The sequence below is a fragment of the Streptomyces sp. NPDC024017 genome (genome assembly GCF_040638895.1).
In the GTDB taxonomy this organism is placed as follows: Bacteria; Actinomycetota; Actinomycetes; order Streptomycetales; family Streptomycetaceae; genus Streptomyces.
Genome location: NZ_JBEZYZ010000007.1, coordinates 467,933 through 491,448, shown reverse-complemented (window position 1 = coordinate 491,448; position 23,516 = coordinate 467,933). Strand labels below are relative to the sequence as shown.

At 69.8% G+C, this 23,516-nt stretch carries 22 protein-coding genes and 4 pseudogenes; 10 read left to right on the top strand and 16 right to left on the bottom strand.

What is annotated here, in order from left to right:
• Positions 1-375: 375 nt before the first annotated feature.
• On the top strand, positions 376-1,014 hold the full coding sequence (locus tag AB0G20_RS21900; RefSeq protein WP_361304962.1) for a LysE family translocator: 639 nt from the start codon (positions 376-378) through the stop codon (positions 1,012-1,014).
• A 372-nt stretch (positions 1,015-1,386) separates the two neighbouring features.
• Here AB0G20_RS21900 and AB0G20_RS21895 read toward each other — a convergent pair whose 3' ends face one another.
• From AB0G20_RS21895 to AB0G20_RS21865, 7 genes are all read right to left on the bottom strand, one after another.
• Positions 1,387-2,319, bottom strand: a complete 933-nt coding sequence (locus tag AB0G20_RS21895; RefSeq protein WP_361304960.1) for a sensor histidine kinase — start codon at positions 2,317-2,319, stop codon at positions 1,387-1,389.
• Positions 2,319-2,633 (bottom strand): STAS domain-containing protein, encoded by a 315-nt coding sequence (locus tag AB0G20_RS21890; protein WP_361305056.1) that lies wholly within the window; start codon positions 2,631-2,633, stop codon positions 2,319-2,321. The genes AB0G20_RS21895 and AB0G20_RS21890 overlap by 1 nt, the downstream gene beginning before the upstream one ends.
• A 167-nt stretch (positions 2,634-2,800) precedes the next feature.
• Positions 2,801-3,088 (bottom strand): hypothetical protein, encoded by a 288-nt coding sequence (locus tag AB0G20_RS21885; protein ID WP_361305068.1) that lies wholly within the window; start codon positions 3,086-3,088, stop codon positions 2,801-2,803.
• A 222-nt stretch (positions 3,089-3,310) separates the two neighbouring features.
• Positions 3,311-3,958: a hypothetical protein gene (locus tag AB0G20_RS21880; protein ID WP_361304958.1), complete on the bottom strand. Its 648-nt coding sequence runs from the start codon at positions 3,956-3,958 to the stop codon at positions 3,311-3,313.
• Positions 3,959-4,693: 735 nt separating this feature from the next.
• Complete coding sequence (locus tag AB0G20_RS21875) at positions 4,694-5,413, bottom strand: SGNH/GDSL hydrolase family protein (RefSeq protein ID WP_361304956.1); 720 nt, start codon at positions 5,411-5,413, stop codon at positions 4,694-4,696.
• On the bottom strand, positions 5,410-5,880 hold the full coding sequence (locus tag AB0G20_RS21870; RefSeq protein ID WP_361304954.1) for a cupin domain-containing protein: 471 nt from the start codon (positions 5,878-5,880) through the stop codon (positions 5,410-5,412). Before AB0G20_RS21870 ends, AB0G20_RS21875 begins: the two co-directional genes overlap by 4 nt.
• Before the next feature lie 82 nt (positions 5,881-5,962).
• The gene (locus tag AB0G20_RS21865) at positions 5,963-6,799 is read right to left on the bottom strand and encodes a helix-turn-helix domain-containing protein (protein ID WP_361304952.1); all 837 of its coding nucleotides are present in this window, start codon (positions 6,797-6,799) and stop codon (positions 5,963-5,965) included.
• 564 nt (positions 6,800-7,363) lie between these two features.
• On the opposite strand from AB0G20_RS21865, the pseudogene AB0G20_RS21860 reads away from it, so the two are divergent.
• Positions 7,364-7,837 (top strand): annotated as a pseudogene (locus AB0G20_RS21860) (transposase); the annotation flags it as partial.
• A gap of 116 nt (positions 7,838-7,953) precedes the next feature.
• On the opposite strand, the gene AB0G20_RS21855 reads toward AB0G20_RS21860, so the two are convergent.
• Complete coding sequence (locus tag AB0G20_RS21855; RefSeq protein WP_361304950.1) at positions 7,954-8,685, bottom strand: alpha/beta fold hydrolase; 732 nt, start codon at positions 8,683-8,685, stop codon at positions 7,954-7,956.
• 157 nt (positions 8,686-8,842) lie between these two features.
• On the opposite strand from AB0G20_RS21855, the gene AB0G20_RS21850 reads away from it, so the two are divergent.
• Positions 8,843-9,238: a helix-turn-helix domain-containing protein gene (locus AB0G20_RS21850; protein WP_361304948.1), complete on the top strand. Its 396-nt coding sequence runs from the start codon at positions 8,843-8,845 to the stop codon at positions 9,236-9,238.
• 21 nt (positions 9,239-9,259) lie between these two features.
• Here AB0G20_RS21850 and AB0G20_RS21845 read toward each other — a convergent pair.
• From AB0G20_RS21845 to AB0G20_RS21835, 3 genes and pseudogenes are all read right to left on the bottom strand, one after another.
• Positions 9,260-9,448: pseudogene (locus AB0G20_RS21845) on the bottom strand (integrase core domain-containing protein); the annotation flags it as partial.
• Positions 9,449-9,722: 274 nt separating this feature from the next.
• Positions 9,723-10,625: a hypothetical protein gene (locus AB0G20_RS21840; RefSeq protein WP_361304946.1), complete on the bottom strand. Its 903-nt coding sequence runs from the start codon at positions 10,623-10,625 to the stop codon at positions 9,723-9,725.
• The gene (locus AB0G20_RS21835; protein ID WP_361304944.1) at positions 10,622-11,701 is read right to left on the bottom strand and encodes an SPFH domain-containing protein; all 1,080 of its coding nucleotides are present in this window, start codon (positions 11,699-11,701) and stop codon (positions 10,622-10,624) included. Before AB0G20_RS21835 ends, AB0G20_RS21840 begins: the two co-directional genes overlap by 4 nt.
• 534 nt (positions 11,702-12,235) lie before the next feature.
• Here AB0G20_RS21835 and AB0G20_RS21830 point away from each other — a divergent pair.
• Positions 12,236-12,499, top strand: coding sequence for a helix-turn-helix transcriptional regulator (locus AB0G20_RS21830; protein WP_361304942.1), 264 nt, complete (start codon positions 12,236-12,238; stop codon positions 12,497-12,499).
• Positions 12,500-12,980: 481 nt separating this feature from the next.
• Positions 12,981-13,214, top strand: a pseudogene (locus tag AB0G20_RS21825) (amidohydrolase family protein); the annotation flags it as partial.
• On the opposite strand, the gene AB0G20_RS21820 reads toward AB0G20_RS21825, so the two are convergent.
• Both AB0G20_RS21820 and AB0G20_RS21815 read right to left on the bottom strand, forming a co-directional pair.
• Positions 13,215-14,825 carry a ricin-type beta-trefoil lectin domain protein gene (locus AB0G20_RS21820; RefSeq protein ID WP_361304940.1) on the bottom strand — a complete coding sequence of 537 codons (1,611 nt, stop codon included), beginning with the start codon at positions 14,823-14,825 and terminating at the stop codon, positions 13,215-13,217.
• A 646-nt stretch (positions 14,826-15,471) separates the two neighbouring features.
• Positions 15,472-16,212: a class I SAM-dependent methyltransferase gene (locus tag AB0G20_RS21815; RefSeq protein ID WP_361304938.1), complete on the bottom strand. Its 741-nt coding sequence runs from the start codon at positions 16,210-16,212 to the stop codon at positions 15,472-15,474.
• Positions 16,213-16,632: 420 nt separating this feature from the next.
• Between AB0G20_RS21815 and AB0G20_RS21810 the strand changes: the two genes are divergently transcribed.
• Positions 16,633-17,841, top strand: a complete 1,209-nt coding sequence (locus AB0G20_RS21810; RefSeq protein ID WP_361304936.1) for a hypothetical protein — start codon at positions 16,633-16,635, stop codon at positions 17,839-17,841.
• Positions 17,842-18,452: 611 nt separating this feature from the next.
• Here the strand turns inward: AB0G20_RS21810 and AB0G20_RS21805 are convergent.
• A complete protein-coding gene (locus AB0G20_RS21805) occupies positions 18,453-18,866 on the bottom strand; it encodes a DUF4345 domain-containing protein (RefSeq protein WP_361304934.1) in 414 nt (137 codons plus the stop codon).
• 91 nt (positions 18,867-18,957) lie between these two features.
• On the opposite strand from AB0G20_RS21805, the gene AB0G20_RS21800 reads away from it, so the two are divergent.
• Entirely contained in the window at positions 18,958-19,611 is a 654-nt protein-coding gene (locus tag AB0G20_RS21800) for a TetR/AcrR family transcriptional regulator (RefSeq protein WP_361304932.1), read from the top strand.
• Positions 19,612-20,119: 508 nt separating this feature from the next.
• Here the strand turns inward: AB0G20_RS21800 and AB0G20_RS21795 are convergent.
• Together AB0G20_RS21795 and AB0G20_RS21790 are read right to left on the bottom strand one after the other, a co-directional pair.
• Positions 20,120-20,695 carry a damage-inducible protein gene (locus AB0G20_RS21795; protein WP_361304930.1) on the bottom strand — a complete coding sequence of 192 codons (576 nt, stop codon included), beginning with the start codon at positions 20,693-20,695 and terminating at the stop codon, positions 20,120-20,122.
• A gap of 114 nt (positions 20,696-20,809) precedes the next feature.
• Positions 20,810-21,436 (bottom strand): helix-turn-helix domain-containing protein, encoded by a 627-nt coding sequence (locus tag AB0G20_RS21790; RefSeq protein WP_361304928.1) that lies wholly within the window; start codon positions 21,434-21,436, stop codon positions 20,810-20,812.
• 45 nt (positions 21,437-21,481) lie between these two features.
• Between AB0G20_RS21790 and AB0G20_RS21785 the strand changes: the two genes are divergently transcribed.
• The 3 genes and pseudogenes from AB0G20_RS21785 to AB0G20_RS21775 all read left to right on the top strand — a co-directional run bounded on the left by AB0G20_RS21785 (position 21,482) and on the right by AB0G20_RS21775 (position 23,504).
• Positions 21,482-22,219 carry a 2-oxoglutarate/malate transporter gene (locus AB0G20_RS21785; RefSeq protein WP_361304926.1) on the top strand — a complete coding sequence of 246 codons (738 nt, stop codon included), beginning with the start codon at positions 21,482-21,484 and terminating at the stop codon, positions 22,217-22,219.
• A 68-nt stretch (positions 22,220-22,287) separates the two neighbouring features.
• Positions 22,288-22,677: pseudogene (locus AB0G20_RS21780) on the top strand (WYL domain-containing protein); the annotation flags it as partial.
• Between the two features lie 176 nt (positions 22,678-22,853).
• On the top strand, positions 22,854-23,504 hold the full coding sequence (locus tag AB0G20_RS21775) for an endo alpha-1,4 polygalactosaminidase (protein ID WP_361304924.1): 651 nt from the start codon (positions 22,854-22,856) through the stop codon (positions 23,502-23,504).
• Positions 23,505-23,516: the final 12 nt, after the last annotated feature.

Sequence of the window (23,516 nt, the reverse complement as noted above, 5' to 3'; positions counted from 1 at the left end):
CGTGGTGCGAGCCATAAACCGACAAGCGCCCAAGGGCCGGGGCGTGAGAGGGTTCGGTTCGATCTGAGACAGGGGGAAATGGGGGGCTGATCTACGGCTACGACATCTATCTGCGTCCTCGGAATGTCGCTAGGGCATTGGCCAATCTGGCCGAGCTGGCGCCACCGGCCCGCGCATGACTTCATGCCTCTTCCTCACCTTGTCGAAGCACTCGACATCCCTGGGCTGGGTGCGCTATCAGCGCTGTGCCTGCGGCCGCCTCCACGTGCTGCTGGTGGGGGACCTTCTCAAGGACGGGCCTGCGCCGCCCCGCGGACCGTCACCTGAAGAGCCGGTGAGGGCGGTCGGGCGGGCCGCCGGGGGCGGTGAGCCGGCGTGCTAGGGCCCAGCTGGGCCCAGCTGGGCTCCTTCGTTGCGCTGTGCCTTGTCCTTGCGGCAACTCCGGGCGCCAATCTCACGGTTGTGCTCGGCTGTGCGCGACAGGGTGGTCAGCGTGCAGCGGTCGCCGCCACGGTCGGCTTGACGCTCGGCAAGGTCTTCTGGGCGGCAGGCTCCGTCCTCGGGCTTGCCACGCTGCTGGCGACCTCGCGCGTGGCATACGACGTGCTCCGTCTCGCGGGCGCGGCGTACCTGATCTGGCTGGGAGTGCAGGCCCTGCGCTCGGCCCGGCGCCGGCCGGCGATCCAGCCGCCCGACGGTCTCGTGCCCGAGCTGTCCGCGCTCGGCGGGTTCCGCCGCGGTCTGATCGGCGACCTGCTCAACCCCAAGGTGGGGATCTTCTACACCACCGTCTTCCCCCAGTTCATCGGGCCGGACGATGCAGTCGTCCCGGCGGCCGCTGCCCTGCTCGCCGCTCACACCGCGGTGCTCATGACGTGGTATCCGGGAGTGAGTTACTTGCTGACCCGGGTGGGCCGCCGACTCGCGAGACCCGGACTCTCGGCAGTGCTCGACGGGGTCATGGGTTCCGCACTCATCGGGCTCGGCATCCGACTGGCGATCGTTCCGCTCTGAAGCGCCCAGCCCTCATACCTGGCTGCCGCCCAGACCAACGATCACAGTCCCGGTCAAGCACGACCTTCAAATGGACAGCGGAGCGAAGGCGACAGTCCTTCTGCTGTGGGGTTGACCGGGCGGTCACGTAGATGACGTCACCTAGATGATCAATTCCAAGGGGTGCCTGCAGGGGGTGTGGGGTGGGCGGCGGCCGAAGCGACCGCGAGACGGTCGGGCGGCGGACGGCCGACCCTGGTTGTCGAAGTGGCAGCGGGCGGTCAGGCATCAGGGTCGACTTCGGGGTGCGTGAACCGCACGGGCTTGCCCAGCGACCGGGCGTAGGCGACTTCGGCTCGGGTGCTGTCTCCGATGGCGGCCGCCCACGCGCGCTCACAAGCTGAGGTAGAAGCGCACGGTCGTGCCGTCGTCGCCGGTGTGCACGCGCACCAGGTCTGCCACGTAGTGGACCAGCATCAAGCCCCGGCCGCCCAGCTGGCCGCGCTCCGGCGGGCGGCGGCCGGCCAGCGGATCGGTCAGCCGGCCCGTATCGCGGACTTCACACACCAGTTGCCCCTGCTCAGCCCAGACCGCGAGTGTCCCGCGGCCTCCGCCGTGAACCACGCTGTTGGTCGTCAGCTCCGCGGCCGCCAGCTCCACATCCATCAGCCGCTCACCGGCCAGGCCCAGGCGCGCGGCCTGAGCGAGAGCGAACTGGCGGACCGCCGGAAGGTCCTCACCACCGTAGGAGAAGGTCGCGGCGTCCGGTGCGGGCGCAAGCGCCAGGTTGTACCGGTCGACGACCGCCTGCCAGTCGTAGGCGTCGCTGACCGATTCATGTCCATCCCCGCTGATGAGGGTCGGATGGGTGACCTTCGCATCAGCGATCGCCTCTGGGTCCAGGCGCACCTCATCGTAGGGGCACAGGATCGTCACCGCCCGGCCCTCGAACGCGGCGTTGATCAGCGCCTCGTGCTGCGCGCATGCCGGGTACTCCACCGCGCTGCGCTCGGCCCAGATCGGCTCGCCGATGATTCGCACACGCCCCTTCGTGTGGGCGTCGGCGAAACCGCGCAGCACCTTGGGGATGATCCGCCCCGGGTTGCGGCCGGCCTCGGTCATGTCCAAGAACAGGATGCCGTCGGCGTCCCCGCCCAGACCTGCCCTGATCAGCTCCAGGTTGGGGCCGGGCACCGCCACGGCCATCGGCTCGCCGTTGGTCAGGCCCTCGCGTAGGAAGGCCACCGTCTGCTGCGTGTACTCCTGCTCGGTGCGGTAGAAGAGGGCAGGGTGCACGAACGCCTCGTGGGCGGTCTCCGTGCTCATCACAGAGCCACCTCGATCCGGTCCAGGCCCGGCCAGAACATCTTCAAGACCCGCGGCAGTTGCGGCGGGGGATTCTCGACCACAACCCTCCCGTCGGGCAGGTTCATGGCGGTGACCGCCAGCGCGGTCACCCCGGCCACGTCGACGAACGCCACACCCGACAGCTCCACGTACGACACGCCCGCGTGCCGCCGGGCCAGCTCGGACAGGGCCTGCTCCCAAGACGGGCGAGTGAGGGCGCTGATCTCACCGCGGGCACGTATCCCGGAACGACCGGGCAAGGAGCTCACCTCCAACGCGCCCCTCCCGGGCATTGCTGGGACGGGCCCGCCCACCACATGTGGGGCATCCACGCTCGGACTCCTTCACATCGAGCCGCCTGCCGACCGTCCCGGCACGGGCAGAGGAAAAGCTCCTCCCAACGGGGCAGTCTATCCAAGCGACAGACACGCCTGGTTCTGGAAGTGGGAGCGAGCAACGTCTATCGACGCGTCTCGGTGAGGCGGCCACCGGCCTCGCCGACTTGCAGTCGATCCAGCTCGAGCGCAGGGACGGCGGGCTGATGGTACTGCTGGGCGATGAGTTCCCAACGGATCGGACGGGTCAGTGCCGGGGTCCGCTGCGGGTAGGCGTCCGGTTCGCCGGCCACCGGCCGGTACAGCTTCACTTTGTAGACTGCCAGCGACCCGGCCGCCACCGTGGCCCGGGCCGTCAGATGCGCGCCGCACGTCTGAATCTCCTCTGAACCGCGCCCGCGATCCGACAGCAAAGCGAAACGGCCGCCACCGTGATCACGATGACGACTGTTTCGTCGCTGCTCAGAAGCACCTAACGTCGGTGCTCCGCATCGGGGTCGAGGTGCCGTCCTCCGCGTCGTGCGTCAGGGCACTGTGCCGTATCCGGTGAAGCGTCCAGCCGTCCAGATCCTCGATGTCGTCGGGTGAGGCGAGGGGGGTTGGCCAGCAGCCGGGTGTTCTCCTCGAAGATCTCCTCAGCGCGGCGATAGGAGAGTCGGGCCCGGCCGGTCTCCGGGCACACGTCGAGCGCCGGTGTTCCGGCCAGGGCCTTGCGGTCGGTGAGGACAGCGGGCCACGGGTACGGCAGGCGATGAGTCCGGCAGGAGCTGGGCGGTGCCGGACTGCCAGTGAATCCACTCGGTCGCCCGCCCTTGGCCGTGATCTTCCCCCGCTTGTCCTGCGGTTAGAGGTCTTCCACGGTGAGGCACAGCACCTCGTCGGCCCGTGCGGCGGACTCGTAGAGCATCTTCCCACTGGGTCTTCTCCCGCAGCGCGACGTCGAGGCGCCTAAGGGCGGCGATCTGGTTCTCCGCGAGGGCCTTGGTGCGGTCCGGCAGCGCCGGCCGCCGCTCGATGCCGATCGTGGGATCGCCATCGATCCAGCCTCGGCGCTGCCACCAGCCGATCGCCTTGCGCGCGATGGACAGTTCCCGGTTGACGGTGTCGGCGTCCATCTCGTCCGCCCGCGCCGCCGCCAGCTCAGCCAGCACCTCCGGCAGTGCCGGGTCGTCGATCGCGGCGACGGGGAAGACGGGGGGCTTCGCTGCTCGGCGGGCGGGTCCGGTCGGCGCCGGTTCACCGGTGAGCATCCATCCCCACGTCGTCAGCGAGATCCGGTCCACGCGGAGGGCTTCGCGATGCCCGCGCCGGTGAGGTAGCGCTCGACCGCCGCGGTGTACGACGCGGGCGGGGCGGACAGAGGTACGACCCGAGCGCGCGGCAACCGAAGCGCGCCCCCACTCCCGAGATCGGTCACCGGTTCGATCGTCACGCCGCCCCGCCCCCCTGACACTGCCGCAGTAAATGCGTACACCTCGCCCCGGCGGCCGGAATGGCCCGCCACAGGTCGCGGTGATCACGGTAGGGGCTCTGTCGTGGTGAATCCGGCATGCACTGCGGCATCTCTCACCGCAACCCTGAGCGTTACGCAGTGCTACAAGCCACCTGGCCGTAGCTATACGAGAACAGGGCCAGAACGGAAGGCGCCTGCCGGTACTCGGCAACGGCGGGACGGGGGCCGCAACCTGCGCCCGTAGCCAGCGCTTTTGTCCCGGGCTTCGGACGAGCAGCACACGGTGTCTTACCGATCGGCACCGAGCTGCTGCCCGAAGCCATCGACATCGGGCACGGGCAGTGCCTCCCGAACCGCCCGAGAAGCGCCGCTCCTCGTCGACAGAGCCACCGGCTCGCCGAATGGGGTCGCGGTCGACGACAGCAGCCGCCACGGGGCCGTGAGCCAGGTGCCCTCGCGGTGATCACGCAGGCAGACGAGCCGGATGTCGTAGGCGTTGACCGCCTGGATCGGATGCCACCTCCGCGCGGTAGATGGCATCCGACTGGCCGGGCGCCGGAACCAGCTACGCGCTCTGGGGCAGCAGACCGGCGTCGATGACCTCAGCGATAAGGGTGGCGCCGCGGCTGTTCTGGTGGATGTGGTCGGTCGTGAGCACGAGACCTCGCCGCCGCGAGATCGTGTCGAGGCTGCGGCGCAGCACTGCGTGCTGGACGAGGACGCCGACGACCGCTGCGGGCGTCACCTCCCGGTATGAAATCGGCGGCGGGTCCGCTTGGCGCAGTTCCTCGATCTGGCGTTCGTGGAGCGGAAGGTAGGCCACCTCGTTGGTGGCGGCGACCTCGGCGATCATCCGGCTGTACGCCTGCGATGCCTGTGCCGCTGCTCCGTCGAGTTGTTGGCCGAGTACCGGTAGCGAAAGCAGACCGATCGTCGCGTCGGTCTCCGCTCGCAGCCGTGCGACGACGGCTCCCAGGCACTGTTGGAACCAGCCGGCCGACGGGCGATCGAGGAGCTGTTTGCGCTTCATGGCCTGCTCGACGGGGTAGCCGGCAAGGCTCGCTCGGGCGTCGTTGGTCCCGATCAACACGGTGATCACATCGGGTGGGTTCGTGACGACAGTATCGAGGCGCTGCAAGAGGTTGTAGGCGAAGTCGCCGTTGGCGCCGAAACGGGCAATCTGCACGTCACCGGGAGGGCGGCGTCGTCCGAGAAGATCCAGGTAGTCGACGCTGAACTGCGCGCGGGTGAGGCTGTCGCCGAGGCACGCGATGCGTGTCGTCACGGCGCTTCCTCCGGGCTGGGCGTGCCTACGCGTTCGGTCGGGCGGGCGTCGGTCCGAGGACGGTGGTCGGTGCCGAGGGTCGCGGTGATGGCCAGGATGGACGTCGGCCCCTCCATGTCGACCACGTGCCATACCCCGGCCGGGTTGATGGTGGCCTCGCCCGGCCCGAGCAGAACGCGGTCGGGGACCCCGTCCACGTCGCGGGTGACCGTCACGGACCCGCTGAGGCAAACGACCAGTTCGTCGCCTGCAGGGTGGCTCTCCCAATGGTCGCCGAGCCCGTCGCCGTCGAAGATCATCACCATCCGGCCCTCGGCGCCGTCTGCCGCGACCGCGGCGCTGTAGGCCTGGAGCACCTCCGGGTCCCAGGTGAAGCCCTCGACGGGTTTCGCTCTCGATCCCAGTCCGAGGTGCACGGGGGTGGTCCGCAGGTCCACGGCATTGCGTTCGTGATTGACGAGTCTCATGCCGACGATCGTCCACGCCAGCGATCGGGCGGTCTTGAAGAAAAGGGAAGAGAAGCCGGCGCGACGGGCAGACGGTTGGCGGCTACTCGGCTCCGAGGAGGACTTCGCTGCGACGCCAGGCCGTCGGCGATCGGCCGGTGAACTCGCGCCAGTCCCGAACGAGATGGGCCTGGTCGGCGTAGCCGGAGACGGTTGCCACATCGCCCCACGGGAGCGGGTCCTGCGCCGCCGCCAGCTCGTGCGCGTGCTCGAAGCGCAAGACTCGGGCGAAGGTCTTCGGCGACAGGCCCACCTCACCGCGAAACCGCTCGGTGAGGTACCGACGGCTCCAGCCGAGTTCCGCGGCGACCGCACCAACCTGGACGCAACCCCGCGCGGCGACGAGGCGGCGCCACGCCTCGGCTACCTCGGGGCGCACCCAGCGCACATGGTCGCCGCAGGCACCACGGCCGACAGCTCGGAGGAGCAATTCGTCCAGCGCGGTGAACCGCGCCGCCCATGTTGTCGCCGATCGGAGCCGGTCGACCAGCTCGACGGCAAGCGCTCCGAGAAGCTCGTCAAGTGGGACCAGTCGGTGGGCGAGCTCGGCAGCGGGCATGCCGTAGATGGCCCGGGCCCCGAGCGGTGTCAGCGATACCTGAACACCTTGCTGGCGTCCGTCGTGGTGAATCGCGACGGACCGGCACATCAGACCGCCGGCCACGCTGCCGAATCGGGTGACCGGTGACCCGTCGTCAACGCCCGCCGCCACCTCCAAAGGATCTGACAGGCTGATCACCACAGTGAGCGCGCGGCTCGGCGGGCCGCAGTGCACCCCCGTCGGGAACCCGCGGAGGTCGAAGCCGACATACGAGTCGACGTACTGCCGCAAGACAGGCGCCGGACGTGCACCGATCCCCGTGGCCGTGTGGTCCTCCATTTTCGTCAGTGTACGAGCCGCCCAGCCCAGGAAGCTCACCACAAGGACTGATCACCGCCGTTCGCAGCTGGTGACGCGGTGCTTACCGGCACCCCGTCACGCAGCGCTACATGTCCGTTGGCCGTAGCTATACGAGAACAGGGCCGAGGAGTGCGCCACCGCCGCGGCCAAGTCCCCGGGAGCCGCCGCGCTGATCGCGGACGGCAACGGCGAGTACCGCGGGACCTACCGGCGCATCCTCGACGCAGGCCACCCCGTCCTGACCGTCCCCGACACCGACCCGGGCACCGTCGCCGAGCAACTGCGCGCCAACCTGGACCAGGCCCACGAGCACCGCCAGCGCCAGGCCGGACAGACGCTCAGCCTGGCCGCCGGCGCCTGACCTCGCACAGCATCAACGAGAAGCGGCGCCCGAAGCCATAAGAGGTGGCTTCGGGCGCCGCTTCGACTGCCGACCCCGTGCTCACACGAGGAGACTCGCGGTCGTCAAGCGGCCTGACCGAGTCCGGCGGCGGTCAGGTCCTGTTCGCGCAGCGGTGTGAAGTCGACGTCGAGTTTCGGTGCAAGATTCACCTCGCCACCGACCGCAAGTGCCGGCCGCTGGCCATCGTGGTGGCCGCCGGACAAGCCGCGGTCAGCCCACAGTTCATCCCGGTACTGAAGAAGATCCGTGTCCTCCGACTGCCCGTCGGCCTCCCGCGCACCCAGCCCGCCGCCGTGGCTGGCGACAAGGCGTACTCCTCTCGCGCCAACCGCGCCTTCCTGCGTAGACGCGGAATCAAGTCCGTCATCCCGGAGAAGAAGGACCAGGCCGCCCACCGGAAGAACCGAGGTGGCAAGGGCGGCCGACCCCTCGCTCACGACACAGAGCTCTACAAGGACCGCAACACCGTCGAACGCCTGATCAGTAGGCTGAAAACCTGGCGCGGCATCGCCCCTCGATACGACAAGACCCCCGCACGTTACGACGTCGGCCTCCATCTACTGGCCTCGATGATCTGGATCAACGGCCTCCTGCCTCTGCCGAAGACAAAGTGACCTCGCATAAGGCCCTATGGCGCTTCTTTCGCGAAGCGGGCGGCTTCGTGGGCCGGGTCCGCTGTCCGACGGTGGCGGGCCTTCTCCGGCTCGCTGCCGCAGTCACGGTCCGGACGCTACCGAAGGGTGGATTCAAGCAGCAGTTCGCTCAGGTCCGCCGGCATGGTGATCATGCAGTCGTGCCCGGTCGAGAGTTCCCGTATCCGTGCTGGGGAGCCGTTGGGCTGTGTCGCGGGGACGGGCCGCCGCACGATGCCTTCCGGCTCTGCGCCGACGCAGTGGATGTGCGTGCGCGGAATGGAGTCCACGGCAGGGTTGTCCAGTCGGACCGGTTGCCGCAGGCAGCGCACTGGCTGGTCCGAGAGCGTCGCACGCAGCCAAGCGACGTCCGCCGGGTCGGTGACTCCGAACAGGCCGAGGGGCGGAGGCATCTCGGGCAGCGGCGGGATGCGCCAGCCGTCGTCGGACTTGGCGGCCAGGTCGATCAGGTTCTGGGTCATGGGCTGCACGTCGACGGCGGTCTCCCCGTGCTCCGGGACCATCGCATCGAGGTACACCAGGTGCGCGATTCGTTCCGGTACCTCGTTGGCCGCGGACGAGACGACCAGCCCCGCGTAGCTGTGACCCACGAGCACCACCTCGGTCAGGTTCTCGTCGTGGATCAACTTGACGACGTCCGCGACGTGCGTGTCGAGCCCCACCTCGGGACCGAGCAGGTGTGCCTTGTCGCCGTAGCCGGTCAGTGAGGGCGCGAACACGCGGTGTCCGGCCGATTCCAGCAGCGGGACCACCCGCTCCCAGCACCGGCCGCTGTGCCAGGCGCCGTGTACCAGCAGAAACGTTGACATGAGGGAGTCTTTTTCCTCTACGGGGCGTGGAGGCGCGGGAGCATTACGGTTCCTGTTTGTGCCTCGGTACTCTTCGGGAACCGAAATCATCGTGCTGCACCTGCCGCACCCCGATCAATAGGGCACATTTCGGTGCCCCGGTTCTCTGGAGGTAACCATGAGCGGCACAGTGGGCGGCGAGTCGCGGCCGGCTCGGCCGGAGGACCCGTGCCAGGCCCGTGAAGTGCTCGGCATCGTCGGCGACAAGTGGTCGCTGCTGATCGTCCGTAACCTCAGCCAGGGGCCGCGCCGCTTCACCGAACTCAAGCGGGCCGTCAACGGGATCAGCCAGCGAATGCTCACCGTCACCCTGCGCGGCCTGGAACGCGACGGGATCCTCACACGGACCGTCCGCAACGTCATGCCGCCGCACGTCAGTTACGAACTAACTCCGATGGGCAGGACCCTCCGCGAAGCCACCGCACCCCTGTTGGAGTGGAGCATCACGCACCTGACGCACATCGACGCCGCCCGCGCCGCGTACGACGCCCGCCCTGACACCTCGCCCGCCTGACCCCCGCCCGGCTGTGCTTGTGTCTGAGGTGTAGGTCCGGTGGTAGGCCCATTCGTCGAGCAGGGTGCGGTTGAAGCGTTCGACCTTGCCGTTGGTCTGGGGCCGGTAGGCGCGGGTGAGTTTGCCGGTGGCGCCGAGGTCGGCCAAGGCTTGCTGCCAGGCGAAGCTCTTGCGGTAGGGCCAGGCGTTGTCGGTCAGGACCCGTTCGATGCGGCCCTCAACCTCATCGCCCACCGACTCGGACTGCCCCGCCTGGCCAGCAACGCAAACGATCCCCTCCGGGTCTTCCTCAACCACACACGCCACTGACCAGCATCATCCCGGAACCCCTGGCCCCAGAGAGCGCAGCCGACTGTAGACACGCCACCACACCTACGAGAAAGCCAAGATCAATCCCACATAACTACTGAACCGCGCAGGCCAAGCACCCGAACAAACAATCCGAACGCGACCCCGGGCCACGCCAATTACGAGGAGATGGTCGTCATCCCACCAGCCGCAGCCGCTCCTCGCACACCCCAACCGTCGCCCTCTGCCCCCAAGTCAGCTCCACCGCGTCGCTCTCGATCCCGTCCCCGAAGGCGATGAGCCGCTCCGACTCGACGGTGAGGGTCAGCCGCCGCGCGGCCGACAACTCGCCCGCCACCAACGACGTCCCGGTCACCGGCGACGGCCACGCCTCGCGTACGAACCACAGGAGCCGCCGCTCCGACGGGTCCGGCAGCTCCAAGCCGTCGCATCCCCGCTCCTGCCAGACCGAGCGGATCCAGCCGGTTGCCCCCGTGCCCGTTCCCACGAGCACCCCGGAGGAGGCCTGGGCCTCGGCGACACGCCCGCCGCCGTCGAGGGCCAGGCGGTACCGGGCGGTCTGGTGGCCGGCTGCGCCGAGGTAGATCTCATTGAGGGCCACCAGCCGTTGGGTGTCGTCGGCGACCACCTCCACCATGGTCAGCTCGGACACCCCCGTGCCGCCCGCGAGGACCGACGGCAGCAGGTCGCCGGCGTCCTGCGGGCGATGGCGGACCAGGACGCCCGGGTTGCGTCCGGGCTCCGTGTCGATGCCCACCACCGGCTGCCCCGCAAGGTACTTGGCGACGTTCGCCACGAGACCGTCCTGGCCGACCACCACGACCACGTCCTCAGGGCCGAAGAGGAACCGGTCCAAGTCGCTGCGCTCCACACGTGTCTGACGCCACATCAGCGGAATCGCCGCCGTCACCTCCGCCAACGCCCGCCGAGTGCGGCGGTGGCGTTCGGCGACCTCCTCAATGTCCCGGCCCCGCGAGGCGAGGAAGAAGGCGGCCTGGCCGTGCGTGCCGTGCCGGGCCACCAACTCCTCGTATTCCGTCGTCCGGTGAACCAGAACGGCACGCGGGGCGAGGCTCACGTTCGGTCCCCGGCGCCGAGCCTGGCCATCAGGCCGGTCAGCACGTCCGGCGAGATGGTCACGCTGTCGATCTGCGGCAGGTTCTCCGCGAATCGTGCGCTCGCGTGGGCGTGCAGGGTGGCCACGCCGTCCACCCCTGCGTCCGCGTGTACGCGCAGCCAGGCCGCCTGGGCCTGCGCCCGCGCCTCACCCACCTCCCGCGCCGCCTCCGCCTCCGCGCGGGCGAGCCGTACCGAACGGGTGGCCTCCGCATCCGCGAGGACCACCGTGCGGGCGGCCTCCGCCTCTGCAAGCCGTACCGTGCGCGTCGCCTCCGCGTCGGCCCGCACCTTGTCCGCTGCCGCGCTCTCCTCCGCCTCGCGGCGCGTGTTCGTGCCGCGCTGCTCGACCAACTGCTCCTCACGACGGGCGAGTTCGATCTTGCTGGCCAGTTCGTTCTCGGCGATCGTCCGTTCCCGCTCGACAGCCACCGCCCGCCGCTCGTACGTCGCCCGGTCGGCCTCCTGCTGGATCTGCTCCCGGGCCGGGGTGCGCAGCGCCCGCTCCACCTCCGGCTCGGGCCGGAGCGCGACCACGCGCACGGCCACGATCTCGATGCCGGTGGCGGGCAGCCGGGGCTCCGCCAAAAGACCGGCCGCGACCCGCTCGCGCACCGAGGTCACCCCGTCCACCAGCGCCGCCGACAACGGCGTACGGGCCAGGACGTCCAGCGCATGCTGCTGCGCCGTCTCCGTCAGCAGCGTGCCGAGCTGTTCCAGGGGTGCTCCCCGCCACACGCCCGTGTCCGGGTCGATCGAGAAATCGAGGCGAGCGGCGGCTACGGCCGGGTCGCTGACGCGGTAGGTGACCGTCGCCTGCACCGCCACGTCCTGGAAATCCGCTGTGCGAGCGTGGAAGGTCATGGCCAACTCGCGGTCGTCGACCGGCACTTCGGAGAGCGCGGCGCTCAGTGAGCGGAACCAGAAGCTGAGCCCGGGGCCGTCGTGCACCAGCTTGCCGGAGCGGTGGTGACGGATGTGCGCCGTGGGTGCGCCCCGCAGATGGCGCCAGCCCAGGCGTCGGGTGATGTCGGCCATGGAGTCCCCCTCGGGCGAAACGATATTCGTCAGTGCGACGATAATCGGTTTGCCCACTTGTCGTCAAGGGGACGAAAAGCAGATCGGGCCGAATTGGTCGAGTGGCGGGTGAATGTGTCGACCGGGAACGTCTGCGTCCGCATCGAACCCGGGCTGGCGACCACCGGCGCGACCTCGCCGCAGCAGGCGCTGCAGGCGTCGGCGAGTCGCCAGAGTCGGTGGGCGAGTTCGGCCGAGCGGGCGGAGGCTGCGGTGACCTGTCCGCTGCCGTGCGGGCATTATCGGCATACGAGGGTGAGCCCGCCGGGGTGCGGGCGTAAGTCCACGGTCCAGGCGCATGATGTCGCCGGGCATGCTGTGCGCAGCCTCATGGGCGCGTGTTCCTCCTGATGCGTGCGCGCCGTTCCGTCGGAGGCTGTGGGGCGGCAGCCCACCATAGTGCAGACCTCTGCACTATCGCCGCTGCCGCCATCTGCAGAAACAGGGCAGAGGTCTGCGCTGACAGGGCAGAGTTCTGCACCGTCGGGCGGACGGGTGACGATCTTGCCGCCCAATCCGGACCTCGACGCGCTGCGGTTGGAGCTCGCGCGTCTGCGGGCCGCGCGCGGGTGGACCTACAACGAGCTCGCTGACCGCAGCGGCCTGGCCAGGCGCACCGTCATCGAGATCGAGCAGGGCCGCACCATCGGCACACTGAACACCGGGCACGCGCTCGCCCACGCGCTGGGCACCCAGTTCGACGAGCTCTTCGGCCCCCTGTGCCGCGGGCACGACCTGCCGGAACCGAGCAGAAACTGACGCCCCGTCCGAGCAGCCACCTGGTCCGGAGCGTCGGCCTGACCCCCGGGCCGGTCGGCGTACTCATCGCGGCCACCAGTGCCGGAGGCGTTGCTGGGCCTTCGTCGCACGCCAACACGCCGATCAGATCGGCACAGCCCGCGCGACAACATCATCAAGGCGAGCTTCCAACAACGCTTCTGTCCGCCAGACCTCCTCGGCCGCCTCACCGCAAGAACCGCATCCTCAGCTACGGAACAATCCCCCCTCGGAGCACTGTTCGGCGGCGCGCTCGGCACCGCGCTAGGCATCCGCACCGCGATGGCGATCACGACAGCCGGCGTCCCACTCGCCGCACTGATCCCGTCCTTCTCCCCGATCCGTCGATCCCGAGACCTGCGGACGTACCGTCGGCCTGCGAGCAACTCCAACCTCCCGATGGTTCCCGATGCCGAGCCGGTCCTACTTCGTCAGTGACCGCGACTGCAACTCCCGGCCGCCCTTCACCCCATCCGTCCCACTCTGCACCGCGCTCGTCATACGGGGACAGGGCGTGAGCCCCGATGAGGCGGTCTGGTCGGCGACGGCCAACGTCGCGGCGGCCCTGCGCCGAGACGACATCGGCCGTCTCACCCCCGGCGCCCGCGCGGACCTGCTACTCCTCGATGTCCCAAGTCACGTCCACACGACCTGTCGGCCGGGCAGATCCAGCAGCGCAACTTTGCGCGAGGTCTGATCAAGCGGCCCCCGCCCGCCACCGCTGCTCGGTGCCTTCACCCGCCGACTCCAGCGACAGCCCGTCCCCAGCGCCGCCGTCCGGGGTGACGGCCGTACCGAAGGCGATGGCGGGGCGGATCAGCCCGTCCTCGTCCACCACGAACATCAGGTTCCGGCCGTTGCGGCCCTCCACCGAGTCGCAAGCCCAGATCCCGACGCCCCGGTGCGTCGCTCCCCGGCTGTCCAGGCAGAAGTCGGGATCGGCGGCCGACTGGAGCACCCCGCGGTCGTCGTCGACGCGCCAGCGCTGGGTGCGTGATGAGGAGCAGGGGGCCGTGATCACATCGGTCCCGTTGGAGAAGGCGCCGCTCACGTCCAGGCACAGGCCCGACGCGACGTTCACAACCTGCGCGAATGAGCCGGAGAGCGGGCGCGTGGAGGAGGGCGGCGGCTTCGGGCTCGCCGTCTTCGTGGGTGACGGACTCCTCGTCGAGGAGGGCGGCTTCGAGGTCCGCGAGGGCGAGGGTGACGGCGAGGGCGGGGCCGACGACGGCGTCGCCGACACAGTGGCCGTCACCGACACCGTCACCAGCGGCGCACTCACCCGAGCGTTCACCGGGCCCACCGGGTCATGCGACGGCGATCCGCCCTGCGCCATCAGGAACACCGCCACCGGCAGCAAGGCCACCCCCAGCACCACCGGCACCAGCACGGTGCGCCGGCGATCCGGTGCCCCTTCCCCCTCCTCCAGATCCCGCCCGGACCCGGCAGGGCCGGGCCCGCTCCGCCACACGGCGGTGCCACCGGCCGCCCGCTCGCCCGGGTCACCCGCCGCGTACGCCGTGCCGCCCCACGGCAGCAGCCCCTCCGCCAGCGCCGTGCGCGGTGCGTCCCGCAGGGCCGACAGCTCCTCGTACGCCGTCGTGCAGTGCGGGCAACGCGCCATGTGGGCGTGCAGATCGGCGCTGTCGCGGGGGCTGTCAGGCCGCACGGACTCCTCGATGAGGCGGCCGAAGTCGGGGCAGTCCGGGTCCTCGGAGGCGGCGAGGCGAGTGCGCAGGCAGGCACGGGCCAGCTGCTGCAGCGCCGCGTCTGTGCAGTAGGCGACGTCCTCCCGGGTCAGGCCGAGGAGGGCGGCGGTGCTCTCCGTAGGCTCCCGCTCCACGATCCCGTACCAGATCAGGCCCTGAGTACGGGAAGGCAAGGACTGAAACGCCGTGAGCATGGAGGGCCGGGGGCCGGAGGGGCCGACCGAGTTCAGGACGAGCAACAGCCCCGCGTCCAGGCCGGCCGCCCGCCCGTCCCCTGCCCAGGACCCGGCCGACCGTGCGACCAGCAGGAGGAGTTGGTGGCGCCAGGGCAGTCCCGGGTCGATTCCGCGGGCGGTCTGACGGGCCGCAAGCATGAACGCCTGGGCCGCCAGCTGCCGTGCCATGGACTCATTGGGAGTGCACAGCCTGGCGTAGGCGAGGACATGCGGATGATGACGGGCGCGCAGTTCCTGAAGCGCCGGATATGCCGTGACCGTATCAGCGCCCAGCAACTCGGTAAGCCGCGCGTCGGACGCGCCCTCGTGAATCCCGTGACCGGGCTCCGCACCGCCAGGATCCCTGTCGTCGGCACGACCCATCCCGCCGCCTCCCTACAACCTTGCGACCCGCGCGCAGACCTGACCTACCGGCGGGTATGACGGCTCATAGTGGAGCAAGGGAGGCCATGGGGAAAGGGTTTCTGTGGGTAACTCACGAGCTGACGGCAGTAAGGTCTCGATGACACAGAGGCCCCTCCCCTGGGAGACGCCTGTCTGCGGTTACCGGGTTGGTCGGCGTCCCAACCTTCTTCTGCCAACAGGGGGTGTTCCTAGCCGACGGCCCGGCCGGGGCAGCTGCGGACCTGATGGCCGCGCTGCAGCAGTCCGTCGACGAGGCCGGGGCGGCACGCGGCGAGACGGACGACACGAACGCACGCCTGGCGTCGGCCACGCCCGTGAAAAGGCCGCGGCGAGGCAGCCGGCTTCCTCGCGGAACGCCGACCGCCCAGGCGATCAGCGCGGTACGTCAGCACGCTGACCTGCCCGTGGCGGTCATGGTGCGATGCGCTCCCACCACCAGGCGATGGTCGGGTAGGTCAGCGGCTCGTCAGTCAGGTGTGCGGGGGCGTGAGGGTGCGCCGGATTTCGCCATGATCAAGCCCGGCCAGTGTCAACAACGTTCGTGATCAATACAACTAGGGCCTGTCCGGCGAGGGGATGCCTTCACCTCTCGGCGCGGCGGGACTTACGGTTTGTGGGTTACCCAGAGCAGTTCCGCCGGCCAGCGGTGTGCCCAGTCGGGTGGGTCGGTTTCGTTGTAGCCGTTGGGTGTTCCGAGTTCGGGCCGCGGCTCGATGAGGTCGTCGATGATGAGACCCGCGCCGCGCAGGACCTTGACCCAGTCGCCGTAGGTGAGCTGATAGCTGGTCGCGCCGTCGTCTTCGGCGATGGTGCTCAGCCCGAAGTAGTCCTGCTGCAGCGTCGTGGTCACGCGGCCGGCGGCTTCGTCGTAGCAAGCTTCGAACCATGGGCTGGCGACGTTGAACACCAGACGCCCGCCTCGGTCCAAGACGCGTGCGGCCTCCGGGACGGCCAGGTGCGGGGGCGCCCAGCTGAGCCCACCGAAGTCGCAGAACACCAGGTCGAAGCTGTTGACGGCGAAGGGGAGCTGTTCGGCGGCGCCTTGCACCAGTGGGTAGCGGGCCGCTCCCATCGCGCGGTCCGCTGCGGCGAGTTGGGCTTCTGACAGGTCGAGCCCGACCACTTTGGCGCCCTCGGCGGCGAGCGCCCTGGACCACTGGCCGGCGCCGCAACCGAGTTCGAGGACGCGCTTGCCGGTGACGTCGCCCAGGGCGTGCAGGTGCGCGTCGGGGATGGAGTACATGCCCCACAGCCGGGGTGTGGCGCCGATCTGCGGGTCGTGCTCGTGCTGGTAGGCGCTGCTGATCTGGTTCCAGAGCCGCCGGTTGGCGGGGATGCTGTCCACGTGCCGACTCCAGCACCGCCTGCCGGGGGCGGTCAACACGATTAGTGGATCGCTCGCAGACTGGTTCGACGCCATCCTCCACAGGCAAGAGGTACGGCTCGATCAACTTCCGCTGCGTCACGCGCGGCCGCCGGCCGCCGCCTGTTGCGCGAGGCGCTGTTACGGTCTCAGCCCATGGGGAGATCGACATGGCCGGCCCGTCTATGGGGCGGGGGCGCGCTGCTGTTGGCGGGGGCAACGCTGTGGTGTTCCTTGTTCCGGAGCGGAGCGCGGGTGCCACGGCTGGATGTGGCGGTGCTGGGGGCCGCTGCGTTGTTGTGCGCTGCGGGCTGGGTGTGGGTGGCTGCCCGCACGCGGTCGAGGGCTGTGGCGGGGTCCGGCGGCATCGGTAGCCCACCGGGCGGCTCCGAGGGGGCGTCGGTGCCCGCTCCGCCGGCGCGGCTGCCGGTGCGGCCGTCACGGCGGGCGCGGAGTCACCTCGTCGTCATTGTCTGCCTCTTCGTCCCGGCCGCCTACCTCGATCTGGCGGCGCGCCCCGACGGCGACGACGTACGTCGTATCGGCGCGATCCAGAAGGCGGGCGCCGCGACCGCCCAGGGGACGATCACTGCCGTGTCCGGACTGCGTCAGGAAGGCAGTGTCAACAAGCGCATGCACTACTCCGGTGACGTCACTGTCGAGGTGGCGGGCGAGGAACCCGGCACGGTGCAGCGGATCACCGCGCCCGATTCCCAGCTCGGTACGGCGCGTTCGGCGGGGGCACAGGTCGCTGTCCTGTACGCGCCCGGTTCGCCGGGGCTCGGTGGTTTCGTAGACGAGAGCGGCAATGTGGCGGTGTACGCGGACGGCCACTCCGACTGGCGGCTGGTGCCGACCGCTTCGGGTGGCGGTGCCCTGGTGCTGCCGACCTTCATCGTCGGCTTGCTTCTGCTTGTCCTTGTGATCCTGGAGATCCGCCCCCGAGCCGACGTACGGGTCCTGCGCGCCGACGCCGCTCGTGGCGCGCGGCTGCCGGCGGTACGGGCCAGGGTCACCGGCGCCGTGCGCGCGGAGTACACGACCCTCGGTGATACTGCCGGCCGTACCAGGACGAAGACCCGGCGGTGGCTACGCGTCGACTGCGAGGACGGAGCCGGACTCCACCTCACCTCGGACGATGACGAGCAGGGCTTCGCCTCGATCAGCGCCGACCTGGCCGGCCGACAGGGCTGGTTGGTCGGTGCCGAGCGCTGGCGGCTGATCCCCGGCGCCCAGCCGGTGGCGTTCGTCTCCGATGACGACGAGGTTCTGTGGGCGTACGCCGACCGGCAGTCGTTCGAGGACGTGCTCGGCGCCACAGCGGTGGAGGTGACGGCGGAGCGCCGGGTACGACTGCTCGCGCCGCGCACGAGTGCCGCCTTGACCCCGGCGCGGCTGCCCTGGCTCGGTCTCCTGGCGCTGGGCTGGGTGCTGGCGCTGCCGGTGTTGGTCACACCGTCGACATGGCTGCTGTCCTGGGCGCTGTGCGCCCTGTCCCTGGGCGCGGTCGTCGTGGCCTGCGTACAGCTACCGAAGCGCTTGGGCCGAGCTGCCGACCGGATGGACGGCTGGGAGGTGATGCGATCACGCGATCCCGCACTCGGGCCCTGAACCTGCCGCGGCCGAGAAGTGGGTGCGGCTTTTCCCGGTCGCGGGCGGTGGTGGATGGCTACCCGGTGCCGGCAGCGATCTGAGTGAGCTTCTCGGCGATCGCAGCGAGCGCGGTGGTGTATGTCGCGTAGTGGTGGCGGACGGGTCCAGTCGGGACACCCGTGGGCGTGACTGTCTCGCGCACGGGTTCGGGAATGCGGCCGATCGGCCGGACCGCCGGCGCCCGTATGGTGCCCCCGATCGACCCGGACGTCTTCGTGGTCGACGATGTGCTGCGCTGGGTCGGTGGTGCTTCGCAAGTCCGGCCGGGTTGGCCACATCATTAGGGCCTGTGTGATGGCGTGATCAATTTTGCCGATCGGTCCGTCTGGGAGGCGGATCCGGTAGGAAGACGGTCGTGACGCGCAGTCAACTCCGATGGGCAGTGGAAGTTGATCGAGCCGTTCCTGCCGATAGGTGAGTACGGCCCATACCCGGAACATCGAGAGCGGCGCACCCTGGTGGGCGCGGCGATGTCGTGCATCCCCGAGTGGCCCGCACCGGGTGCGGTGCGGACCATCGTGGTGCGAGATAGGCATCGCTTCGCTCTTGGCCCAGGAGCTCGGGCGCTTTCACAGCCCGGCGGGCGCAGCCTCCACATCGCTGCGCAGGGTCCGCTCCTCCGCGTCGGCCAGCCAGAAGAAGACCGGTGGCAGGCCGAGCTCGAGCACTGCCAGTGCGATCTGGAACCAGTGCGGCCAGCCGTGCACGGCGAGCGAGAGAAGCCGGCCCGCACCGCCCAGCAGGAAAACGCCGGCCAGCCACCGCACCGTCCGAGCCGGGATCGGTCGCTGCCGCACAGCCCAGAGCCAGGCCAGCCCGTAGCCGGCGAAGCCGGCCCCCATGAAGCGGCCCCAGCTGTCGACCGTCGCACCGGCGGAACCGGCGCCGGGGATCGCTGCGTTGCCGAGTGCCACGTGATACAGGCCGATCGCCACACAGGCCCAGCCCATCAGCTGTGCGAGTAGACGCAGAGTCCTGGCCATGATTCCCCCAAGTGGTCCTGAACCGCGCTTAGTTGACATGCGTCTACTAGCGTGCCCATTGTAGTAGACGCATGTCAACTAAGCTCGGTTCATGCCTCCCCGCCGACGACTCACCCCCGCCGACCGCCGCGCCCAGCTCCTCACTGTCGGCGCACGACTCTTCGCCGCACATCCCTACGCCGATGTGCTGATGGAGGAAGTCGCCGAACAGGCCGGTGTTTCCCGGGCCCTGCTCTACCGTCATTTCCCCAGCAAGCACGCCCTCTTCGCGGCCGTCTACCAGCGGGCGGCGGACCAACTACTCGCCGAGACGCGGCTCGACCCCACCGCCTCCCTGTTGGAGCAGCTCATCCAGGGCATGGAGGTCCATCTCGACTACTTCGTGGCGAACCGCAACGCCGTCCTCGCAGCGAACCGGGTACTCGCGGGCGATCCCGTGATCCAGACGATCATGACGAACGAGCTGGACGCGCTCCGTGCCCGACTCCTGGCCGTGCTGCCACTCGCGGACGAGAACACCCGCGAGGCCGTGTCCGATGTCCTGAAGAGCTGGCTGGTCTTCGTCCAGGTGCTCTGCATCGACTGGCTCACCCACGAGACCTGTACCCGCACTCAGCTGCGCGACGTCTGCGTCGGCGCGGTCATCGGCGCCCTCCGGCCGCTGCTCGCCGAAGACCCTGCCCCCGACTGGCCGCCACAAGAATCCGGTGCGGCTGCCCAGGGTTTGCCGCACCACGCCACGTAGTGAAGTCGATGCACTGCCAGCGGGCCGGCTCGAACGTCTGGATGCGGAAGCTGATGCTCCCGGTGGGAATCACGTGGCGTTCTCCACATCGCGACACCGGGAACGGGCTGCGGCTTCATGCGAAGGCGCTGATCGGTGAAAACAGGTGTCCCATTCCTCGTACGAGAAGGAGTTCAGGTAGACCGCGCCAGCCACCTCGTCGGGGAACAACTTCGGGTCAAGCGCCGGGCTTCGGCCGCTCGCTCCAGCCCGTGCCTGCCCGGTCGTAGACCACCGACGTAGTGGTCTCGGCCATCTTCATGCACGTTGAGGTAGTCCAAGCCCAGGGCGTTCGCCGCGGGCGAGGAAGGCCACCATCGGGCCTCCCGTCCCCGACCGTCGGTGCGGTTGTGAACCGGACGTCCTCATCAGGGGAAGGCGTTCGTGCGAACAGGACGGTGAAGCCGAGGCCAGCCGCGTTCGGGGCGGTGGCTCCTGGTGCGGCTGTGGCCGCACCAGGGATCTGCGCTCACGATTTCGGCTGATAGCCGTCGTAGTCGTGCCGGCCAGAGGGCTGGCCCATCAGCTGTTGCCAAGTGGGCCAGATCTCCTGGGTCTTCTGGCGGACGAGTTCGCCGGGCATGCTGACGTCGGCGTAATCGGTCGGCAGGACGGGCGGGTCGTCGTCGCCGAGGCCGAGTCCGGCACCGGCCGTCACCAGGGCGATCTCGGGCCGTTTGCGTACGGCGATCTCGTAGTGCAGGTGCAGGGCGACGGCGTCCCAGACGACCTCGATCCTCTCGGGCGACAGCCCCTGCTCGGTGAGGAAGCGAGCGGCCAGATCGGCTCCGTCGATGTCGAAGCGCTGATCGCCGTTGCCCTCGGCGCTGAGGCCGGCATCGGGCAGCAGGCGCCCCAGGAACAGCAGTTCGTCACCGTAGTCGCGGTCGGGCAGTAGATCCTGCCGCTCACCGAGGAAACGCCCGTAGAGGTAGGTGCGCAGGCTGTGGTTGAAGAGCGCCGGATCCTCGCTGCCCGTCACGAAGGGCAGCGTGTTCAGCGCCACGTCGGTGCGCGGAAACGGTAACGCGTCGTGTGCGTCCATCAGGTCGCCCTCCTGGGGGTGCGATGAAGGTCGGACCTGCTCGGCCGGCGGTGATGGCGGAGCCGCCGCGAGGCGAGCAGTCCGCGGTTGTCTCCCCTCGAGGGGAGAGCAGGGTCAGTTCAGGAGTTCGCGGGCCAGCGCTCGTCCCCACCACTGCTCGACGCGATCGGGGGACCAGCCGCGTACGAGCGTGAGCTCGGTGTAGACGTCGATGTTGCACAGGGCTCCGTAGACGTCCACGGCGAACCGGACATCCACGCCATGCTGGAGGACGTCGGGCGGCCAGGACGAGAACACCTGGATGCGGGCCTCGTCGGCACGCCTGCGGCTGTCGCGGTAGAAGGCCGCGAGCTCCGGTTCGCTGCGCCCTGCCTCGCGCACCAGGGTGATGATGTCGCCCGCGCGCTGGAACAGCCGCCGGTCGAAGGCGGCCATCGCCGCCAGTTGGCAAGCGGGGCCGGCAGCCGGGTCCTCCAGTTCCGCGACGAGTTGTGCCACGTCGGCCGACAGGTCCGCTGCGTCGGCCAACGCGCGGATCAGCCCCGTCTTGTTCCCGTACGTCGCGTAGACGGTCGGTACGGAGACCCCGGCCTCACGCGCCACCTCCCGGACGGAGGTCGCCGCCCAGCCCCGGGCGACGAACAACCGCCGTGCGGCACGGGCGATGTCCGCGCGTGTCTGCTGCGCCTGCGCTGTCCGGCGCAGCGAGTCGTAGCGGCGCCGGACCGGCTCATCGCTCACAACAACGGGCCTTCCCATTGGGTTTACGGTGCCTATAGTGAATACATGTTACGTCAATCACCTGAGCCGGTCATCCCCACCACGGGCTTCTCCCGCCTCAGCGGAATCGCCGCCCTCGGCTTCGCCTTCCTGATCGTCATGGGCAACGTGATCGTGGTCCCCGCCGGTCTGCCGCGTACCGGCGCCGACATCGATGCCGTCGACGCGTTCTTCAGCACGGAGGGCGATCTGGTCCGCGTCGCATCCGTGCTCACGCCCGCCGCCTGGGTCCTGGCCACGCTGTTCGGTGCGGGCGCGGTCCGCGCGCTGTGGCGGTCGGAGCGGGCATGTGGCGAGGCGTGGTCGTTGCTCGGGTTCGCCGGCCTCATTCTGCAGAACGCCGCTTTCGCCGGAGTCATCGCGATTCGTCTGGCCCTGGCGTCGACGGCCGCAGACGGCACCGATGGGTCCGCCGGGTTGTGGGCTCTGCACGATGCGCTGTTCACTCTCAACGGCACCTTTCTGGCCCTCGCCCTCGTCGGTTTGTCCGTCGGCGGCCGGCACGCCGGGATCATCCGGCCCTGGCACCACGTCCTGGGGCTGGCCTCGGCCGCCCTGCTGTTCACCTCGGCCACCCTCACCCCTCTGGTGATCGACCGCACCGGCCCGCTGGGCCTCCTCGGTCTCGCCGGCTGGCTCCTGTGGGTCGTCTGGGTCGCCGCCTACGGCATCGTTCTGATGCGCCTGGATGCGGATGCGCGTTCCCGCGAGGCCGCTCGGCAGGTCCCAGGAGACGCCCGGTGACGGCGACGGCGTCCTCAGCTCTCCCTGGGAACCACTGACCCTTACATAGAGGAGTTCGAAGGGCAGCAGTGGCAGAGCGTCACGGATCTGCCGCAGGCCTGCGGCCTGTTGCGGGCCGTGGGGTGTTTCACTGCGCCGCTGGGGGCGCTTGCGCGGGTGGGCCGCACCGGCCGGCCGCCGAGCTGACGAGCCGACGGCTGCTGATCGATCCCGACGGCTGGTTGGGCGGGCGGCGCGACCAGACCGGGCTGGGCGAGCTGCACGACGCCGTCCTCGCCGACCGGCTGCGGATCGCCTACCGGCACAGTGGCCGCGGCACAGTCGACGTCTGCTCCATCGATCCGTATGGGCTGGTCTCCAAGGCCGGCACGTGGTACCTCATCGCCGACCAGGCGGGGCGCCCCCGGCTCTTCCGCACCGACCGGCTCCGCGGCGTCGCGGTCACCACCGAGCCGCCCCGCCGCCGTGACAGTGTGGAACTTGCCGACGTCTGGAGGAACTGCGCCGGAAGGTCGAGTCCCGCGGTGGGTCGTCGTCAGGGCCCGGGTACGCCGACATCGCCTGGACATGCTCCGCCGGATCACCCGCCCGCGGGGTCTGCGGCTCTGGGCCGCCGGGACCGACCGCCGGGGCGATGTGGCAGCCCCGACCCGGACTGGTCTGGCAGTGGCAGCTCGACGGCAAGGTGGACCCGTCGGTGGACGTGTCGGTCTACGACATCGACGGCTTCGAGAACGACGCCGAGGACGTGGCCCGGCTGCACCGCGCCGGCCGCAAGGTGATCTGCTACGTCAACGTGGGCGCCTGGGAGGACTTCCGGCCGGACCGCGACGACTTTCCCCGCGCGGTACTGGGCGAACCCAACGGCCGGCGGGTCGAGCGGTGGATCGACATCCGCCGGATCTCCGTCCTGCGGCCGGTCATGGAGCGCCGGTTCGAGATGGGCCGGGACAAGGGCTTCGACGCGGTGGAGTCCGACCTGGTGGAGGGGTACGCCGACCGGACCGGGTTCCCGCTCACCGCACGGGACCAGCTCCGTCACAACCGGATGATCGCCGATCGCACACGCCCGTGGTCTGGCGGTCGGCCTGAAGAACGACCTCGCGCAGATCCCGCGGTCGGCACCTTCGACTTCGCCGTCAACGAGCAGTGCGCCGAGTACGGCGAGTGCACGCGGCTCACCCGTTCGTTACGGCGGTCAGGGCGGTCTTCCACGTGGAGTACACGGGGACGCCCGCACGCTTCTGCCCGGCCTCCCGGGAGCTGCGCCTGTCGTCGATGCTGAAGCGACCGGAGT

Excerpts from the sequence above, each read along its gene's own strand:
- AB0G20_RS21895 (WP_361304960.1), bottom strand. The coding sequence starts at position 2,319 with ATGAGCACGGAGACCGCCCACGAGGCGTTCGTGCACCCTGCCCTCTTC.
- AB0G20_RS21890 (WP_361305056.1), bottom strand. The coding sequence starts at position 2,633 with ATGCCCGGGAGGGGCGCGTTGGAGGTGAGCTCCTTGCCCGGTCGTTCC.
- AB0G20_RS21870 (WP_361304954.1), bottom strand. The coding sequence starts at position 5,880 with ATGAGACTCGTCAATCACGAACGCAATGCCGTGGACCTGCGGACCACC.
- AB0G20_RS21865 (WP_361304952.1), bottom strand. The coding sequence starts at position 6,799 with ATGGAGGACCACACGGCCACGGGGATCGGTGCACGTCCGGCGCCTGTC.
- AB0G20_RS21855 (WP_361304950.1), bottom strand. The coding sequence starts at position 8,685 with ATGTCAACGTTTCTGCTGGTACACGGCGCCTGGCACAGCGGCCGGTGC.
- AB0G20_RS21850 (WP_361304948.1), top strand. The coding sequence starts at position 8,843 with ATGAGCGGCACAGTGGGCGGCGAGTCGCGGCCGGCTCGGCCGGAGGAC.
- AB0G20_RS21835 (WP_361304944.1), bottom strand. The coding sequence starts at position 11,701 with ATGGCCGACATCACCCGACGCCTGGGCTGGCGCCATCTGCGGGGCGCA.
- AB0G20_RS21820 (WP_361304940.1), bottom strand. The coding sequence starts at position 14,825 with ATGGGTCGTGCCGACGACAGGGATCCTGGCGGTGCGGAGCCCGGTCAC.
- AB0G20_RS21805 (WP_361304934.1), bottom strand. The coding sequence starts at position 18,866 with ATGGCCAGGACTCTGCGTCTACTCGCACAGCTGATGGGCTGGGCCTGT.
- AB0G20_RS21800 (WP_361304932.1), top strand. The coding sequence starts at position 18,958 with ATGCCTCCCCGCCGACGACTCACCCCCGCCGACCGCCGCGCCCAGCTC.
- AB0G20_RS21795 (WP_361304930.1), bottom strand. The coding sequence starts at position 20,695 with ATGGACGCACACGACGCGTTACCGTTTCCGCGCACCGACGTGGCGCTG.
- AB0G20_RS21785 (WP_361304926.1), top strand. The coding sequence starts at position 21,482 with ATGTTACGTCAATCACCTGAGCCGGTCATCCCCACCACGGGCTTCTCC.
- AB0G20_RS21775 (WP_361304924.1), top strand. The coding sequence starts at position 22,854 with ATGTGGCAGCCCCGACCCGGACTGGTCTGGCAGTGGCAGCTCGACGGC.